Below are 16,791 nucleotides of genomic sequence, written 5' to 3' on the forward strand. Positions count from 1 at the left end.
GCATGACGCTGGACTTCGCTCTCGAGGAGCACACCCTCGCCAACGGACTGCGCCTGGTCGTGCAGCCCGACGACACGACACCGACCGTCACGGTCAACCTGTGGGTCGGTGTCGGGTCACGTCACGAGGAGCCGGGGCGCACCGGCTTCGCGCACCTCTTCGAGCACCTGATGTTCCAGGGCAGTGCGCACGTGGCCAACGGCGAGCACTTCCAGGCGCTCATGGGCGTCGGGGGGCGGCTCAACGCGACGACCTGGTTCGACCGCACCAACTACTTCGAGACGATCCCCTCGGGGGCGCTCGAGCTGGCGCTGTGGCTCGAGGCCGACCGCCACGCCAACCTCCTCGCGGCGGTCAACCAGGCCAACCTCGACAACCAGCGGGACGTCGTCAAGGAGGAGAAGCGCCAGCGCTACGACAACCAGCCCTACGGCCAGGCGCTCGCGACGGTCTACGCCACGGTCTTCCCCGAGGGGCACCCCTACCACCACCCGACGATCGGGTCGATGGAGGACCTCGACGCGGCGTCCGTGCAGGACGTCCACGACTTCTTCACGGCGCACTACGCGCCGGACAACACGGTGCTGACGATCGTCGGCGACGTGACGGCGCCGCGGGCGATCGAGCTCGTCGAGCGCTACTTCGGGCACATCACGCACCGTGCGCAGCCCCGGCGGGCGCCGGTGGCGCCGCTGCCGCCGCTCAGCGAGCCGGTGCGGGTCGAGGTGGCCGACGAGGTGCCCAACGACCGCATCCACCTCGCCTTCCGGTTGCCGGCCGAAGGGGGCGACACCCGCGACGAGTTCCTCGCCGCGTCGATGGCGCTCGACTGCCTTGGCGGCCTGAGCTTTTCGCCGCTGGAGCAGACCCTCGTGCGTGAGGAGCAGCTGGCCAACAGCGTCGACGTGGGCGCCATGGGCTTCGTCGACGGGGTCTCGCTCGGGCTCGTCGTCGCGGACGTCGCCGAAGGGGTCGACACCGACGCCCTGGAGGAGCGCATCTGTGCCGAGCTGACGGCCTTCGCCGACGCGGGGCCGACGCCCGAGCAGATGGAGGCGGTGCGCGCGCAGGCCGAGCGGGGCTGGCTGTCGGCGCTCGCGGCCAAGGACGAGCGGGCCGACATCATCGGTCACTACACCTGCCTCCACGACGACCCGGGCTACGTCAACACCTTCCTCGACCACCTGGCGGCCGTCACGCCCGAGCAGGTGCAGGCGGCTGCCGACCGGTGGCTGCGCCCGCAGAGCAGGGCCGCCGTCGTCTACCGCGTCGCCCAGGATCAGGAGGAGGTCGCATGAGCGACGTCGAGCAGAGCACACCTGTCGTGCCCCGGCCCGAGGTACTGCCCGCGGAGGAGTGGAGCTTCCCGCAGCCGCGGGAGACGGTGCTGCCCAACGGCATCCGGGCCCTCGTGCACGACGTGCCGGGGCAGTACGTCATCTCCGTGCGGACCTCGGTGCCGGCGGCCCTGCGGCACGAGCCGCGCGAGGTCGAGGGGGTCGCGTGGATCATGGCGCGGCTGCTCGACGAAGGCACCCGCACGCACGGTCAGCGCGAGCTGTCGGAGCTGCTCGAGCGACGCGGCATCGCGATCGGCGCGGGCATGAGCGAGGCGAGCCTCGGCATCGACATGGACGTGCCGCAGCGTCACCTCGCCGAGGCGCTCGACCTGATGACCCAGTGCCTCACCGAGCCCGCGCTGGCCGAAGGGGAGGTCGCCCGGCTGCGGCGCACCCGCCTGGCGGAGATCGAGCAGGAGCGGGCCTCGGCCGGTCGCCGGGCGCTCAAGCAGTGGGCCGCGACCTACTACGACCCGGCGACCCGGGCCAGCCGCCCGGCGTCGGGGACGGCGGAGTCCGTCGCAGCGATCACGCGTGAGGACGTCGTGGCCTTCCACGAGGCCCACGTGCACCCCGAGGGGACGACGGTCGTCGTCGCCGGGGACCTCTCGGGTGTCGACGTCGACGGGCTGCTGGCCCGGACGATCGGTGCGTGGACGACCGGGGGCCGCACGGTCTCGGTGGACCCGGCGCCGGCCCCGCGCGCGGCGGATGCGGCGCGGGTGGTGCTCGTCGACCGCCCGGGCTCCGTGCAGTCCGAGATCCTCCTCGGCAGCCCCGGACCGGACCGGCGGATCGACTCGGGGTGGGCCCCCTTCCCCGTGCTGGGCTACGTCGTCGGCGGTGCGCCCAATGCCCGCATCGACCAGGTGCTGCGCGAGGACAAGGGGTACACCTACGGCATCCGGGCGGGCTTCCGGCCGCGGCAGGTCGGATCGGCCTTCGTGGTGTCCGGGTCGGTGCGCGCCGACTCCACGGTCGACTCGCTGCGACTGCTCACGCAGATCCTCGACGACGTCGCCGGTGGGCTGACCGAGGAGGAGACCCGCGCGGGTGTCGACTTCATGACCCTCACGGCCCCGGGGCGGTACGACACCGCTGACGCCATCGCCGACGAGACGAGCGGGCTGGCGGGCGACAACCTGCCGCTGACCTTCACCAGCGACGTCATCGCCGCGATGCGCGGGCTGACCGCCGCCGACCTCGACCGGGCCTGGCGTGAGCACGTCTGCGCCGAGCGCACGATCGTCGTCGTCGGGGACGCCGCGCTCTATCGCACCGAGGTCGAGGCCCTCGGTCTGGGGCCGGTGACCGTCGTCCCGAACTAGGGGCGCTCCATCGGTTGTGGGTTGAACCGGTAGCCCCGGGCGCCGGCAACCCGTGAGGGAGGCTTGCCGGCAGGCTGGGCTACCACTTCAACACACAACCGTGTGGTGTCTCCCGAGGTTGTCCACACATCGCGCGGGTCGAGGGCAGCGGGCACTCCCTTCGGCTGTGCTGGCGAGATGATCTACACGAGCCGTCAGGTCCACGCCCGGGTCACCGCCCGCGAGATCTCCCGGGTCATCGCGAGCGGACAACTGATCAGGGCAGGCCGCTACTACGTCACGCCAGGCACGGACGAAGGGGTGCGCGCGGCTCTGGCGGCCGGCGTGCGCCCGACCTGTGTCACCGCGGCCGAGGTACACGGGCTGTGGGTGCCGCCCGTGGCCGGCCGGCACGTGTACACGAGACGCGGGAGCCCGGGTGTGGGGTGGGTCGGCCACGGGTGGCATCCGTCGTGGCCGGAGTCGGACCCGATTGCCTCGCCGGGGCTGCTGCTCCGGCACGCCATCAGGTGCCTCGACCCGCTCGAGGTCGGCATCCTGGCCGACAGTGCCCTGCACGAGGGCCTGCTGGACCAGGACGCGGTGGCCGCGCTGGCTGCGACTGCTCCTCGCGGGGTCCGGCGGGTCCTCGAGCGGGCATCCGGCACGGCGGAGTCGGGGACGGAGAGCAAGGTCAGACTCTTCTTGCTGCTCCACAACGTCAGCGTCACCCCGCAGGTGCAGATCCCGGGAGTCGGACGCGTGGACAACCTCGCGGGTCGGCGGTGGATCATCGAGTGTGACAGCCGACAGCACCACACGGGCAAGGACACGTACGCCAAGGACCGAGCGCGTGATCTGCGGGCTCTCGAGCTGGGCTACTTCACGACCCGGCTGACGCACGCGATGACCTTCGCCGGGTGGTCGAGGACGTCGGCCACCCTGTTGCAGGTGATCAGGTCAGGTCGGCACCTGGACCCACCGGATCGCTGGGCCCTCTGACCATGGTTGTGTGTTGAACCGGTAGCCCTGGGCGCCGGCGGCCCGTGGGGGAGGCTCGCCGGCAGGCTCGGCTACCACTTCAACACACCATCAGCGGGGACCCAGGGCGGCTCAGGCGTCAGGGGCCAGCCGAGCGAGTACCTCGTCGTGGAGCAGCCCGTTGGTGGCGACGGCATTGCCGCCCCAGGGGCCGGGCTTGCCCTCGAGCGAGGTGAACCGGCCCCCGGCCTCCTCGACGATCGCGACGAGGGCCGCCATGTCGTAGACCTCGAGCTCGGGCTCGGCGGCGACGTCGACCGCGCCCTCGGCGACGAGCATGTACGACCAGAAGTCCCCGTAGGCGCGGGTGCGCCACATGTCGGAGGTCAGGTTGAGGAAGCTGCGCCCGCGGCCGCCCTCGCGCCAGCCGTCGAGCGAGCTGTAGGACAGCGAGGCGTCGCCGAGCCGCCCGACGCGGGAGACCCCGATCTGCTTGGCCTGGGCGAGCGAACGACCGGTCCACGCGCCGGCGCCCTTGGCGGCCCACCAGCGACGCCCAAGGGCAGGGGCGGCGACGAGCCCGACGACGCAGTCCTCTCCGTCGACGAGGCCGATGAGCGTGGCCCAGACGGGCACGCCGCGCACGAAGTTCTTCGTCCCGTCGATCGGGTCGATGATCCAGCGCCGCTGCGACTCACCCGTGCTGCCGAACTCCTCGCCGAGGATCGAGTCGCGTCCGCGGGAGCGGGCCAGCTGCGCGCGGATGGCCTCCTCGCAGGACCGGTCGGCGTCGCTGACGGGGGTGAGGTCCGGCTTGGACTCGACGACGAGGTCGTCCGCCTGGAAGCGGGACATCGTGATCCGCTCGACCTGGTCGGCCAGCACGTGGGCCAGGCGCAGGTCGTCGGCGTAGGGGGAGGAAGCCATGCCGGTCAACGTACCCGGACCGCGGGGGTGGGGCGGTGTCAGCCCTGTGCTTCTTCGCCGGAGCGTGCCCGCAGCAGCCGACGAAGGGAGTCCAGCCGCAGCTCCCCGCCCGGCCCGGCGTGCCCGGCCGCCACCCAGGCGTCGAGGGCGCAGTCGGGCTCGTCGTGGGAGCAGCCGCGCGGGCAGCCCCGGTCGGCGCCCTCGGCGAGCTCGGGGAAGTGCCCGATGATCCGGTCGGGCTCGACGTGGGCCAGGCCGAAGGACCGGATGCCGGGGGTGTCGATGATCCACCCCGCCGCGTCCGGGTCCACCTCCGCCTCCGTGGTGGGCATTTCCCTAGGCAGATGCGCGTCGGAGGGGTCGGGAGTGCGCATTTCCCTAGGCAAATGCGCAGGGAGGGGCGGCAGGCGCAGGCCGAGGGCGCTCGTCGAGGTGTGCCGCCCCCGGCCGGTGACGTCGTTGACGTGGCCGGTCGCCCGGTCGGCGTCGGGGCACAGCGCGTTGACGAGCGTCGACTTGCCGACGCCCGAGTGCCCGACGAGCACCGACGTGCGCCCGGCGAGGCGACCACGCAGCTCGGCGAGGCCTTCGCTCCCTTCGGTCAGCACGGACGTGACGACGTGGGGGACGTCGAGCGGGGCGTACTGCGCGAGGAAGTCCTCGGCCGAGGCGAGGTCGGCCTTGGTGAGCACAAGCAGCGGGTCCATGCCGGCGTCGTAGGCCGCGACGAGGCAGCGGTCGATGAGCCGGGGGCGCGGCTCGGGGTCGGCGAGCGCGGCCACGACGACGAGCTGGTCGGCATTGGCGACGATGACCCGCTCGACCGGGTCGGTGTCGTCGGCGGTGCGCCGCAGGACCGTGGCCCGCTCCTCGATCCGCACGATCCGGGCGAGGGTGTCGGGCCGGCCGGAGGTGTCGCCGACCATGGCGACTCGGTCACCGACGACGACGGGGGAGCGACCCAGCTCGCGGGCGCGCATGGCGATGACGATCCGCTCGGGCAGGCCTTCGCCGGCGGGGACGAGCGTCGTCCAGCGCCCCCGGTCGACGGCCGTGACCCGGCCGACGATCGCGTCCTCGTGCTTGGGTCGCTCCTTGGTGCGGGGCCGGGAGCCGCGGCGGTTGGGGCGCACCCGGACGTCCGACTCGTCCCAGCTGCGCGCGGACCTGCCCATCAGCCCTCCGTGGCCTCGAGCATGCCGTCCCACAGGTGGACGAACTGCGGCAGCGTCTTGCCCACCGTCGCCGGGTCCTCGATGACCGTGCCCGGGGCGCGCAGCGCGAGCAGCGCACCGGCCATGACCATGCGGTGGTCGGCATAGGTGTGGAAGGTGTTGGGGCGCAACGGTGCCGGGTCGATCCGCAGCCCGTCCTCGAGCTCGGTGACCCCGACGCCCAGGCCACCCAGCTCGCGCGAGAGCGCCGCGATCCGGTCGGTCTCGTGGCCACGGATGTGCGCCACGCCGCGGATGATCGAGGGCCCGTCGGCGCACGCGGCGAGGGCCGCGACGACGGGGGTCAGCTCGGCTGCGTCGTGCAGGTCGACGTCGATGCCGCTAGGGCGGCCGTCGCCGGCGACGGTGAGCGTGCGGGAGTCGAGGCTGACCTCGGCGCCCATCTGGTCGAGGACGTCGCGGATCATGTCGCCGGCCTGGGTGGTGTGCCCGGGCCAGTCGGGGACCGACACCCGGCCGCCGGCGACGAGCGCGGCGGCGAGGAAGGGCGCGGCATTGGACAGGTCGGGCTCGACGGTGACGTCGAGCGGCAGCAGCTCACCGGGCTCGACCCGCCAGGTGTTGGCCTCGGAGTCGTCGACGGCTGCGCCGGCGTCGCGCAGCGCCTCGACCGTCATCTCGATGTGCGGGAGCGAAGGGAGCGGCTTGCCGTCGTGCACGACCGTCACGCCCTCGTCGAAGAGTGAGCCGGCGAGCAGCAGGGCCGAGATGAACTGGGAGGACGCGGAGGCGTCGAGCACGACGCGCCCGCCGCGCACGGAGCCGGTGCCGTGGACGACGAAGGGGAGCGTGCCCCTCCCTTCGTCCTCGACGGTGACGCCGAGGTCTCGCAGCGCGTCGATGATCGCGGCCATGGGCCGCACCCGCGCGTGCTCGTCGCCGTCGAATGGCACCGGAGCGCTCGCGAGCGCCGCGACCGGCGGCAGGAAGCGCATGACGGTGCCGGCGAGGCCGCAGTCGACGGGGCGGCCGCCGCGCAGCGTCGCAGGGGTGATGATCCAGTCGGGGGAGCCGCCGGTGGAGGTGGCGTCGTCGACGCTGGCGCCGAGCTGCCGCAGTGCCTGGGCCATGAGCTCGGTGTCGCGGGAGCGAAGGGGGCGACGCAGCCGCGAGGTGTCCGACGCCAGGGCGGCGAGGACGAGGTATCGGTTGGTGAGGGACTTGCTCCCCGGCAGCGTCACGGTCGCGTCGAGGCGACCGGACGCTGCCGGGGCATGCCAATCAGGACTGGTCATCGCGGGTCAGGACACCGCACTTTTCGCCTGGAGGGCGGCCAGCTTGGCCTCGCGGGCCGCGGCCTTGCGGGCCTGGCGGGCGGTGCGCTCGACGCTCTCGCCGGCGAGCTTGGCGCGGTAGGCGACGCCGGGCTTACCGGCGGTGTCGACGGCGGCGAGCAGCAGGCCACCCATGAGGCTGACGTCCTTGATGAACTGGGTGAGCTTGCCGGCCTTGGCCTGCGGGTCGGACTCGGCCCAGAAGTTGTGCGTGGCCGTCGTCGGGGCCATCGTCCCGAGCAGGAGGGTGGAGGCCAGGCGCGGAGCCTTGCCGGTGGCGAGGAGCGCGCCGCCGGCGACCATCGCGGCACCGTTGGCGCGCACGAGCAGTTCGGTGTCGTCGGGCAGCTGGGTCTTGGCCGCGAGCGGCTTGGTGACCGGCTCCGCGGCGGGGGCGTGGGCGGCGGGGAAGCGCAGTGCGTTGATCCCGCCCCAGATGAAGATGCCGGCGAGCATGGGTCGGGCGATGCGACGAACGATCATGGGTGATGCTCCTTGTCGTCGTGGGTGCGTCGGGAGGTTCCCGACGGTACGTCCCTACCGTAGTCGCCGTCGAGGCCTAGGCTCGAGGCGTGTGCGGACGTTATGCGGCCACGGCCAACCCGGATGACCTCATCGAGGAGTTCGAGATCGACGCGGACCGGACGGGTGACCCGTCGCGCTCGATCCTCAAGTCCCCGCAGGACCCGCCGCCGGGGACCCCTGACTACAACATGGCGCCGACGAAGCAGGCCCCGGTCGTCCTCACCCGCGTGCCGAAGGGGGCCCGTCGAGGCTCGGGCCCGGCCCTCGCACCTCAGGAACCGGGGGTGGGGGTGCGTCAGCTGCGGCTGCTCACCTGGGGTCTCGTGCCGTCGTGGGCGAAGGAGACCAAGGTCGGCCTGCGGATGACCAATGCCCGCGCGGAGACGGTGCTCGACAAGGCGGGCTTTGCCAAGGCGGCGGTCGCGCGGCGGTGCCTCGTGCCGGCGGCGGGCTGGTACGAGTGGCAGGTCTCGCCGGTGGCGACTGACAGCAAGGGCAAGCCGCGCAAGCAGCCCTTCTTCATCCACCGCGAGGACGGGCAGCCGATCGCCTTTGCGGGGTTGTACGAGTTCTGGCGGGACCGGACAGTGGTCGCCAACGACGACCCGCAGGCGTGGCTGACGACCTTCACGATCGTCACGACGGCGGCCGACCCGGGCATGGACCGCATCCACGACCGGCAGCCGCTGGTGCTCGAGCGGGAGGACTGGTCGCGCTGGCTGGACCCGGGGCTGACCGACCCGGCCGAGGTGGGGGAGATGCTCGCCTTCGCGCAGCCGGGTCGCTTCGCGGCCTACCCGATCTCGCCGGCGGTGGGCGCGACGCGCAACAACGGGCCGGGGCTGCTCGAGCCGCTGCCGGCGTCGGAGCTGGTCGGCGTCGTCGACCCGGAGACAGGAGAGGTGATCAACGGTGGTTGACGCGACCACGGAGGTGGCCACGCAGCAGGGCCCGGCCAGGGTCCACCTCACGCCGGCGAAGGGGGAGCCGCGCGGCTCCCTGCTGCTCACCCACGGGGCGGGCGGCGGCATCGGTGGCGTCGACCTCGTCGCGATCGAGGCGACCCTGCCGCAGCACGGGTGGCAGGTGGTGCTCGTGGAGATGCCGTGGAAGGTGGCTGGCAAGAAGGTCGCCCCCATGCCCCCGAAGCTGGACGCGGCCTGGCGCGAGATCGTCCCGGTGGTGCGCGGGCAGCTGCACGAGCGGGTGGTCTTCGGTGGGCGCAGCGCGGGGGCGCGGGTGTCGTGCCGGCTCGCGGTGGAGATGGGGGCGGCGGGCGTGCTGGCGCTGAGCTTCCCGCTCATCCCGCCGGGCAAGGGCGAGGAGGCTTCGCGCATCCACGAGCTGGTCCTGCCGGTCGAGGCGGGGCTGCCGGTGCAGGTCGTGCAGGGTGCCCGGGATGCCTTCGGCTCGCCGGCGAAGGTCCTCTCCCGGCTGCGGCGCGAGCTCGGCGACCGGGCGGACGAGGTCCTCGCCGAGCAGGTGCGGGTCGACGAGGCGCCGGGCACCCACTCCTTCACCGATGGTGACGCGGTGGCGGCCGCGGTCGTCGACTACTGGGCCCCCAGCCCCTGACCCCCGGTCCCTGAGGAGCGAGGCCGTCCACGGCCGAGCGTCTCGAAGGGACGTCACCAATCTCCCTTCGAGACGGCGCTGGCGCGCCTCCTCAGGACCCGGAGCGAGGCCGCCTGCGGCCGACGTCTCCCCCCCGGTCCCTGCCCTTCGAGACGGCGCTGGCGCGCCTCCTCAGGACCCGGAGCGAGGCCGCCTGCGGCCGACGTCTCCCCTCCGGTCCCTGAGGAGCGAGGCCGTCCACGGCCGAGCGTCTCGAAGGGACGTCACCCACATCCCTTCGAGACGGTCGCAGAGCGACCTCCTCAGGGAGCGGAAACCTCTTCCCGGTCCCTGAGGAGCGAGGCCGTCCACGGCCGAGCGTCTCGAAGGGACGTCACCGACCTCCCTTCGAGACGGTCGCGGGGCGACCTCCTCAGGGAGCGGCGGGTAAATCGCAGAGCGACCTCCTCAGGGAGCGGGGGGGGTAAGTCGCGGGGCGACCTCCGCAGGGAGTGGGGGGTCAGCGGCCGAGGGCGAGCAGGATCGCGAGCACCTCGTCGGGGTCGGTGAGGCGCTCGCCGTAGAGATCGCGCACCTGGTTCATCCGGTAGCGCACGGTCTGCGGGTGGACGTGCAGCGTCGCGGCGACGAGCTCGCGGCGTCCCTGCAGCAGCAGCCAGGCGCGCAGCGTGTCCTGGAGCCGCGCGGCGGTCTCCTCCGGCAGCCCGGCGAAGGGAGCCAGCGCCGCCTCGCGCAGGTCGGCAAGCGCCGCGGGGTCGGCGTGCAGCACGAGCTCCGGCAGCACGGCGTCGGTGTCGACGACCCCGGGCAGGTGCAGCTCGGCGGCGGCGAGGGCACGGGTGTACGACCCGGCGACCTCGGCCCAAGGGCGGGCGGGGCCGACGGTGGCGTCGTGGCCGTCGAGGATCTCGAGCAGCCGGGCCCGTGAGCGACCGCCGCTGTCGGGCACGAGCAGGACGGACTGGTCGGGGCCGGCGCCGGGGAGGTCCTCGGCGAGGGTGAGGGTCCGCGGGTCGAGCATGCCCGCGGTGGTCAGGATGCGCTGGCGGTCGACGAGCACCGCGGTGAGCGTGCGCGGGGGGACCCAGTCGGCGGCGTTGACGGCGTCGTCGAGGGTGGCTTCGGGCAGCCCGGTGAGCAGGCCGCGGGTCAGGCGGTCGAGGTGGACGAGGCGCTCGCGCTCGGCGCTGCTCGTCTGCTGGTTGTGGCCGGCGACGGAGGCGGCCGACAGCTCGTCGATGTAGGTGAAGACCAGCTCGGCGAAGCGGCCGAGCGTCGCGGCGTCCACCCCGGCCGCGACCGCCTCGACCGACAGCTCCCGCCACGCGGCGCTCGCGCCGACGCGGTAGGCCGACAGCAGCGCCTCGACCGGCCGCCCCCGCTTGGCCTCGGCCTGCCCGAGCTCACTGGCGGCGGCGACGCCGACCCCGACCGGGGCCGTCTTGGGCGCGGTCCCGGAGGCCAACCCGACGAAGCTCGCGAGCGAGACCTGCACCGCCCGCTCGATGATCTTGCCCATCCGCCCCTGGAAGGGCACGTCGTAGGCCGGCACCTGCTGCATGACCTCGGCGACGACGACCGAGGCCACGCGCGGCAGCTGGGCGCGAAGGGCGGCGACCGTCGCCTCGTCGAGGACCAGCCCGGCCGCCTGCCGGGCCGTGCGGCCCGTCTGGTCCACTGCCACGGTCACTCCCTTCGTCCGCCGCCCGGCTCCCGGCCCGCATTTCCCTAGGGAAATACGCACTCCACCGCATTTCCCTAGGGAAATACGCGGACCTTGTCCCGAGCGAACAAATCTACGGCTCCAACCTTACTCATCAAGGACAGCGCACGGCCTTGGTTGACCCGGGAGGATGGAGACATGACAGCAACAGCATCCCGTCCTCGGACCGGGAAGGGCACCCGTTCGCTCCGCGACACCGCTGCCCGCATCGTCCAGGGCCTGGCCACGCCGGTCGTGCCGGACGACTACCTCGACCTCTTCGCCCCCCTTCGCTCCGGGGCCGACCTGCGCGGCCGCATCGTCGCGATCACGCCCGAGACCCGCGATGCCGCGACGATCACGATCCGCCCCGGCCGTGACTGGCAGGGCCACGCGCCGGGCCAGTACATCCGCGTCGGCGTCGACGTCGACGGCGTGCGCCACTGGCGCGCCTACTCCCTGACCTCCGACACGAGCGCCCGCGACGGCCTGATCTCGATCACGGTCAAGGCGATGCCCGACGGCCTCGTCTCGCAGCACCTCGTCCACCGCGCCACGCCCGGCACGATCATCCAGATCGACCAGGCCAGCGGTGACTTCGTGCTGCCGCAGTCGGTCCCGGCCAAGGTCCTCTTCCTCACCGGCGGCTCCGGCATCACCCCCGTCATGGGCATGCTGCGCAACCACGACTTCGACGGTCTCGACGTCGTCCACGCGCACTCCGCCCCGACGGCCGACGATGTGATCTTCGCCCGCGAGCTCGCTGCCGCACCCACCGGCGTGCGCGCCATCGTGCGGCACACCGACGACGAGGGCATGCTCACTCCCGACCAGCTCGACGAGGTCGTCCCCGACTGGCGCGAGCGCGAGACGTGGATCTGCGGGCCGACCCCGATGCTCGATGCCTTCGAGGAGCACTACGCCGCGCAGGGTCACACCGAGCTGCTCCACGTGGAGCGCTTCCGCCCGAGCATCGTCGAGGCGGGCGAAGGGGGGACCGCCTCCCTTCGCGTCGGCCAGGAGACGACCACCCTCGACCTCGACGGCGGCACCACCATCCTCGACGCCGCCGAGGACGCCGGCGTCCTCATGCCGAGCGGCTGCCGCATGGGCATCTGCTTCGGCTGCGTCCTGCCCATGACCGACGGCTCCGTGCGCGACCTGCGCACCGGCGAGCTGACCACGACCACTCCGGACGACCCCGCGGTCAAGGTGCAGACCTGCATCTCCGCGGTCGCCGGCTCCTGCACGATCGAGACGACGGAGAGCTGACATGACTGCCACCCTCGAGCGCCCCACCCGCACCACCGACGCCCGCATCACCGGCGGCCGGTCCGAGGTCGTCCACACCCGCGTCAACGCGAGCGACGACCCGATCGCCCACCTGACCCCCGAGGACATCGAGGAGATCGGGCGCGAGCTCGACGAGATCCGCGCCTCGGTGATGGACGACCTCGGCGAGGCCGACGCCCGCTACATCCGCCGGATGATCTCCACCCAGCGCTACCTCGAGATGGGTTCGCGGGCGGTGCTGCTCTTCAGCGGCAACCCGATCGCCTGGGTCGCCGGCACCGCCGGCCTGAGCGTCGCCAAGATCCTCGACAACATGGAGATCGGGCACAACATCATCCACGGCCAGTGGGACTGGATGCGCGACCCCAAGATCCACTCGTCAGTGTGGGAGTGGGACAACGTCACCCCCGCCGACCACTGGAAGAACAGCCACAACAAGGTCCACCACACCTACACCAACGTCGTCGGCCACGACAACGACCTCGGCTACGGGATCATGCGGGTCGACGACGCCCAGAAGTGGTACCCCGCCTACCTCGCGCAGCCCCTGCTCAACTTCGTCAACGCGACCTTCTTCGAGTACGGCATCGCCGCCTACGACCTCGAGCTCGGCGCCAACTGGAAGACGCGCAAGGACAACCCGCAGTGGCAGGCCGAGGCCAAGCAGGTGGTCAACAAGATCAAGAAGCAGGCCGCGAAGGACTACCTGCTCTTCCCGCTGCTGTCCGGCCCCAACGTCGTGTCGACCCTTGCGGCGAACTTCGTCTCGAACATCGTGCGCAACTACTGGACGCACTCGGTCATCATGTGCGGCCACTTCCCGGCGGGGGTCAAGACCTTCACCAAGACCTCGATCGACGGGGAGACCCGCGGCGAGTGGTACCTGCGCCAGATGCTCGGCTCGGCCAACATCTCTGGGTCGCGGGCGATGCACATCGCCACGGGCAACCTCAGCTACCAGATCGAGCACCACCTCTTCCCGGACATGCCGAGCCGGCGCTACCAGCAGATCGCGCCGCAGATCCAGGCCCTCTTCGACCGGTACGGGTTGGACTACGTCTCCGGTCCGCTGCACCGCCAGGTCGCCTCCGCGTGGAGCGAGATCATCCGCCTGTCCCTGCCCAACGACACCTCGCTGCGGCAGACGGTCCGCATCCTGCGCACGAAGGGGATGAAGGGCCTCAAGGCGCGCGCCCGCGCCACCCGCTTCCGCCCGGCCTGACCCCTCGCTCTATGCCCTTCGCTCCCTGAGGAGGTCGCTCTGCGACCGTCTCGAAGGGAGACCCCGGCCACCGCTCCCTGAGGCGCTCTGCGACCCACGACCACCGCTCCCTGAGGAGGTCGCTCTGCGACCGTCTCGAAGGGACATTGGTGACGTCCCTTCGAGACGCTCGGCCGCAGGCGGCCTCGCTCCTCAGGGACCGGGGGAGATTTCCGCTCCCTGAGGAGGTCGCTCTGCGACCGTCTCGAAGGGAGGTTGGTTGGTGACGTCCCTTCGAGACGCTCGGCCGCAGGCGGCCTCGCTCCTCAGGGACCGGGGAGAGGTTTCCGCTCCCTGAGGAGGTCGCTCTGCGACCGTCTCGAAGGGAGGTTGGGTGATGTCCCTTCGAGACGCTCGGCCGCAGGCGGCCTCGCTCCTCAGGGACCGGGGAGAGATTTCCGCTCCCTGAGGAGGTCGCTCTGCGACCGTCTCGAAGGGCGATCGGTGACGTCCCTTCGAGACGCTCGGCCGTGGACGGCCTCGCTCCTCAGGGAACGGAGGGGAGACGCTCGGCCGCAGGCGGCCTCGTTCCTCAGGGATCGGTGAGTGCTCCCTGGGTCAGCCCGGGTAGCCCTGCGGGTTGGCCGACTGCCAGCGCCAGGTGTCGGCGCACATCTGCTCGATGGTCCGGGTGGCACGCCAGCCGAGCTCGGCCTCGGCGCGGGTGGGGTCGGCCCAGAAGGCTGCGAGGTCGCCCGCGCGCCGCGGGGCCACCTCGTAGGGGATCGGCCGGCCGCTCGCGGCCTCGAAGGCCGCGACCATCTCGAGGACCGAGGTACCGCGTCCGCCGCCGAGGTTCCACTCGCGCACCGCGACCTCGGGGCGGGCGGCGAGGTGCTCGAGGGCGGCGACGTGACCCGCGGCGAGGTCGTCGACGTGGATGTAGTCGCGCAGCGGGGTCCCGTCGGGCGTGGGGTAGTCGTCGCCGAAGACCTGGAGCCGCTCCCGGCGCCCCACCGCCACCTGCGCGATGAAGGGCATGAGGTTGTTGGGGGTGCCCTGCGGGTCCTCGCCGATCGTCCCCGACGGGTGCGCGCCCACGGGGTTGAAGTACCGCAGCAGCGCGACCTGTGTCGTGCCGGTCGCGGCGACGTCGCGCAGCACCTGCTCCTGCATGACCTTGCTCCGCCCGTAGGGACTGCTCGCGCGCAGCTGGTCCCACGTCTCGACGTACGGGACGGGGGCGGCTTCGCCGTACACGGTCGCCGACGACGATAAAACGAAGGTGTCCACCCCGTGCCGCTCCATCGCCCGCAGCAGCGCGAAGGTCGTGCCGAGGTTGTTGTCGTAGTACTCGAGCGGGATCTGACTCGACTCGCCGACGGCCTTGAGCCCGGCGAAGTGGATGACGGCGTCGAAGCCCCCTTCGGCCAGGACCGCGGAGGTCTTGTCCGCATCGCGCAGGTCGAAGGCATGGCTCTCGATCGTCGTGCCGGTGAGCTCTTCGAGGCGTGGCAGGACGCTCGGGCGGGAGTTGACGTGGCTGTCGACGATGACGGGCGTGTGACCGGCGGCGACGAGCTGGACGACGGTGTGGGAGCCGATGTAGCCGGCACCGCCGGTGACGAGGACGCGCATGACGTCAGGCTATCGGCGCTCCCTGAGGAGGCGCGCCAGCGCCGTCTCGAAGGGTTACCCTTCGGCGGAGATGTGGCGCACCTGTGTGACCTCTGTCCACGACCCGTCGTCGCAGATGGTCGTGATGCGCTGCATGATCGTCGCCCGCAGCTGCGGGGGAGCGGGCTCGCAGGCGCAGGAGCGCTGGACGAGCTCGCGCAGCACCTGGTCGAGGTCGTGCTCGGCGAGGCAGGGGGCGCAGCCGGCGAGGTGCTGGGCGAGGGCGCGGGTGTCGTCGGGCGCCATCTCGCCGTCGAGGTACTCCATCATCCGGTGCAGCGCTGCGGAGCAGTCCATGTGCGCGTCGGCGGGGCTCATGCCGTGGTCTCCTTCGCGCTGGCGACGCCGCGGTCGGCGGCGTAGTCGGTGAGCTTTTCGCGCAGCTGGCGGCGGCCGCGGTGCAGCCGTGACATGACGGTACCGATGGGCGTGCCCATGATCTCGGCGATCTCCTTGTAGGCGAAGCCCTCGACGTCGGCGAGGTAGACCGCCATGCGGAAGTCCTCGGGCAGCTCCTGCAGCGCACGCTTGACCTGGGTGTCGGGCATGCGGTCGAGCGCCTCGACCTCGGCCGAGCGCAGGCCGCGGCTCGTGTGCTGCTCCGCCTTGTGCAGCTGGTAGTCCTCGACCTCGGGGGAGTCGGACTGCTTCGGCTCGCGCTGCTTCTTGCGATAGGTGTTGATGTAGGTGTTGGTGAGGATGCGGTACATCCACGCCTTGAGGTTGGTCCCCGGCTTGTACTGGTGGAAGGCCGCGAAGGCCTTGGCGTAGGTCTCTTGGACGAGATCTTCGGCGTCGGTCGGGTTGCGCGTGGTGCGCAGGGCGGCCGAGTAGAGCTGGTCGAGCAGCGGCATGGCTTCGCGCTCGAAGCGCGCGCGCCGCTCCTCGGTGGTCTCGTGGGCGACGTCGACGGAGGCGTCGGCCGCGGCCTGCGCGGAGGTCTCGTCGGTCGTGGGTTCAGTCATCGCGCTCCACCCTAGCGGGGTGGCGGTGCGCTCTCCGGCGTGCAGTACGAGCACCTGGACTCCTGTCCTTCGCGGCTGGTCTCCCGCGGTCCAACAGCCCGGCGGCCGCGCTCATTCCCGCCGGCGCGGGCGAGTCCTCCGCATTTCCCTCGGCACATGCGCCGGTGGGTGGCGATTTCCCTAGGGAGATGTGGGGGTGGGTGGTGATTTCCCTAGGGAGATGTGGGGGTGGGTGGTGATTTCCCTAGGCAGATGCGGGCGAAGGGGGTGGGCCGGGCACGGCGAAGGGGGCCGCCCGAGTGGGCGGCCCCCTTCGTCACGGGGTGCTCAGGCGTTGGGCTTCTTGCCGTGGTTAGCGGCCTTGCCCTTGCGCGAGCGACGCTTGCGGGCGCGCTTGCTCATGGTGACTCCTTGCGTGCGTGGTCCCGCCGGCGGGCCGGCGAGAGCTGGGACAAGGAGGCATTGTGTCACGATCGGGTCAGGGATCGCTCCTGCGGCCTACTGCCGCGCCCCGAGGGGTGGCATCATGGGGTCCGTGAAGAAGATCACTGCGCTGCTCGTCGGAGCGCTCCTCGCGTCCCTGTTCGCTGGTGGCGTGTTTCGCGCCGCCAACTACGAGTGGGCGGAGGGGACCTCGACCTCGGACAACTGGGAGTGGGCGAAGCAGTCCGGCAATTGGGAGTGGGCCGACGCCGGCGACAACTGGGAGTGGGCCGCACCCGGGTCTGACTCGGTGTCGCCCCGGGCCTGACCGCCACTGACGGGTCGGCCAGCTTTGGCCGGTCCACC

Annotated in this window: 17 protein-coding genes; 8 read left to right on the forward strand and 9 right to left on the reverse strand. The window is 72.0% G+C overall.

Annotated features, from left to right (window positions below; all coding sequences use genetic code 11):
• Positions 1-2: 2 nt before the first annotated feature.
• The 3 genes from AB4Y78_RS07885 (at position 3) to AB4Y78_RS07895 (ending at position 3,649) form a co-directional block, all read left to right on the forward strand.
• A complete protein-coding gene (locus AB4Y78_RS07885) occupies positions 3-1,298 on the forward strand; it encodes a M16 family metallopeptidase (RefSeq protein ID WP_441713672.1) in 1,296 nt (431 codons plus the stop codon).
• Positions 1,295-2,668 (forward strand): M16 family metallopeptidase, encoded by a 1,374-nt coding sequence (locus tag AB4Y78_RS07890; RefSeq protein WP_441713673.1) that lies wholly within the window; start codon positions 1,295-1,297, stop codon positions 2,666-2,668. The genes AB4Y78_RS07885 and AB4Y78_RS07890 overlap by 4 nt, the downstream gene beginning before the upstream one ends.
• Before the next feature lie 177 nt (positions 2,669-2,845).
• Complete coding sequence (locus AB4Y78_RS07895) at positions 2,846-3,649, forward strand: hypothetical protein (protein ID WP_441713674.1); 804 nt, start codon at positions 2,846-2,848, stop codon at positions 3,647-3,649.
• A 111-nt stretch (positions 3,650-3,760) separates the two neighbouring features.
• On the opposite strand, the gene hisN is transcribed toward AB4Y78_RS07895, so the two are convergent.
• Genes hisN through AB4Y78_RS07915 form a run of 4 tightly spaced genes read right to left on the reverse strand, consistent with a single transcriptional unit; the run spans position 3,761 to position 7,547 of the window.
• Positions 3,761-4,555: a histidinol-phosphatase gene (gene hisN / locus AB4Y78_RS07900; protein ID WP_259908674.1), complete on the reverse strand. Its 795-nt coding sequence runs from the start codon at positions 4,553-4,555 to the stop codon at positions 3,761-3,763.
• A 38-nt stretch (positions 4,556-4,593) separates the two neighbouring features.
• Positions 4,594-5,730 carry a ribosome small subunit-dependent GTPase A gene (gene rsgA / locus AB4Y78_RS07905; RefSeq protein WP_441713675.1) on the reverse strand — a complete coding sequence of 379 codons (1,137 nt, stop codon included), beginning with the start codon at positions 5,728-5,730 and terminating at the stop codon, positions 4,594-4,596.
• Positions 5,730-7,025, reverse strand: coding sequence for a 3-phosphoshikimate 1-carboxyvinyltransferase (aroA, locus tag AB4Y78_RS07910; RefSeq protein WP_441737011.1), 1,296 nt, complete (start codon positions 7,023-7,025; stop codon positions 5,730-5,732). Before aroA ends, rsgA begins: the two co-directional genes overlap by 1 nt.
• A gap of 6 nt (positions 7,026-7,031) precedes the next feature.
• Positions 7,032-7,547 (reverse strand): DoxX family protein, encoded by a 516-nt coding sequence (locus AB4Y78_RS07915; RefSeq protein WP_441713677.1) that lies wholly within the window; start codon positions 7,545-7,547, stop codon positions 7,032-7,034.
• Positions 7,548-7,636: 89 nt separating this feature from the next.
• Between AB4Y78_RS07915 and AB4Y78_RS07920 the strand changes: the two genes are divergently transcribed.
• Positions 7,637-8,509 (forward strand): SOS response-associated peptidase, encoded by an 873-nt coding sequence (locus AB4Y78_RS07920; protein ID WP_441737013.1) that lies wholly within the window; start codon positions 7,637-7,639, stop codon positions 8,507-8,509.
• Entirely contained in the window at positions 8,502-9,164 is a 663-nt protein-coding gene (locus tag AB4Y78_RS07925; protein WP_441713679.1) for an alpha/beta hydrolase family protein, read from the forward strand. The genes AB4Y78_RS07920 and AB4Y78_RS07925 overlap by 8 nt, the downstream gene beginning before the upstream one ends.
• 499 nt (positions 9,165-9,663) lie before the next feature.
• On the opposite strand, the gene AB4Y78_RS07930 is transcribed toward AB4Y78_RS07925, so the two are convergent.
• Complete coding sequence (locus AB4Y78_RS07930; protein ID WP_441713680.1) at positions 9,664-10,848, reverse strand: PucR family transcriptional regulator; 1,185 nt, start codon at positions 10,846-10,848, stop codon at positions 9,664-9,666.
• 177 nt (positions 10,849-11,025) lie between these two features.
• On the opposite strand from AB4Y78_RS07930, the gene AB4Y78_RS07935 reads away from it, so the two are divergent.
• Positions 11,026-12,138 carry a ferredoxin reductase gene (locus tag AB4Y78_RS07935; protein WP_441713681.1) on the forward strand — a complete coding sequence of 371 codons (1,113 nt, stop codon included), beginning with the start codon at positions 11,026-11,028 and terminating at the stop codon, positions 12,136-12,138.
• A 1-nt stretch (position 12,139) separates the two neighbouring features.
• Entirely contained in the window at positions 12,140-13,381 is a 1,242-nt protein-coding gene (locus AB4Y78_RS07940; RefSeq protein WP_265231232.1) for a fatty acid desaturase family protein, read from the forward strand.
• A gap of 597 nt (positions 13,382-13,978) precedes the next feature.
• On the opposite strand, the gene galE is transcribed toward AB4Y78_RS07940, so the two are convergent.
• The 4 genes from galE to AB4Y78_RS07960 all read right to left on the reverse strand — a co-directional run bounded on the left by galE (position 13,979) and on the right by AB4Y78_RS07960 (position 16,404).
• Positions 13,979-14,998 (reverse strand): UDP-glucose 4-epimerase GalE, encoded by a 1,020-nt coding sequence (galE, locus tag AB4Y78_RS07945; RefSeq protein WP_441713682.1) that lies wholly within the window; start codon positions 14,996-14,998, stop codon positions 13,979-13,981.
• 54 nt (positions 14,999-15,052) lie between these two features.
• Complete coding sequence (gene rsrA / locus AB4Y78_RS07950; protein ID WP_007927954.1) at positions 15,053-15,355, reverse strand: mycothiol system anti-sigma-R factor; 303 nt, start codon at positions 15,353-15,355, stop codon at positions 15,053-15,055.
• Positions 15,352-16,002 carry a sigma-70 family RNA polymerase sigma factor gene (locus AB4Y78_RS07955; protein WP_007927956.1) on the reverse strand — a complete coding sequence of 217 codons (651 nt, stop codon included), beginning with the start codon at positions 16,000-16,002 and terminating at the stop codon, positions 15,352-15,354. The genes rsrA and AB4Y78_RS07955 overlap by 4 nt, the downstream gene beginning before the upstream one ends.
• A gap of 327 nt (positions 16,003-16,329) precedes the next feature.
• Entirely contained in the window at positions 16,330-16,404 is a 75-nt protein-coding gene (locus tag AB4Y78_RS07960) for a 50S ribosomal protein bL37 (RefSeq protein WP_370670776.1), read from the reverse strand.
• 133 nt (positions 16,405-16,537) lie between these two features.
• Here AB4Y78_RS07960 and AB4Y78_RS07965 point away from each other — a divergent pair, with 133 nt between their 5' ends.
• Complete coding sequence (locus AB4Y78_RS07965) at positions 16,538-16,753, forward strand: hypothetical protein (RefSeq protein ID WP_265231237.1); 216 nt, start codon at positions 16,538-16,540, stop codon at positions 16,751-16,753.
• Positions 16,754-16,791 lie beyond the last annotated feature (38 nt).

The organism is Janibacter sp. RAF52 (genome assembly GCF_052114035.1).
GTDB classification, from domain to species: domain Bacteria; phylum Actinomycetota; class Actinomycetes; order Actinomycetales; family Dermatophilaceae; genus Janibacter; species Janibacter hoylei.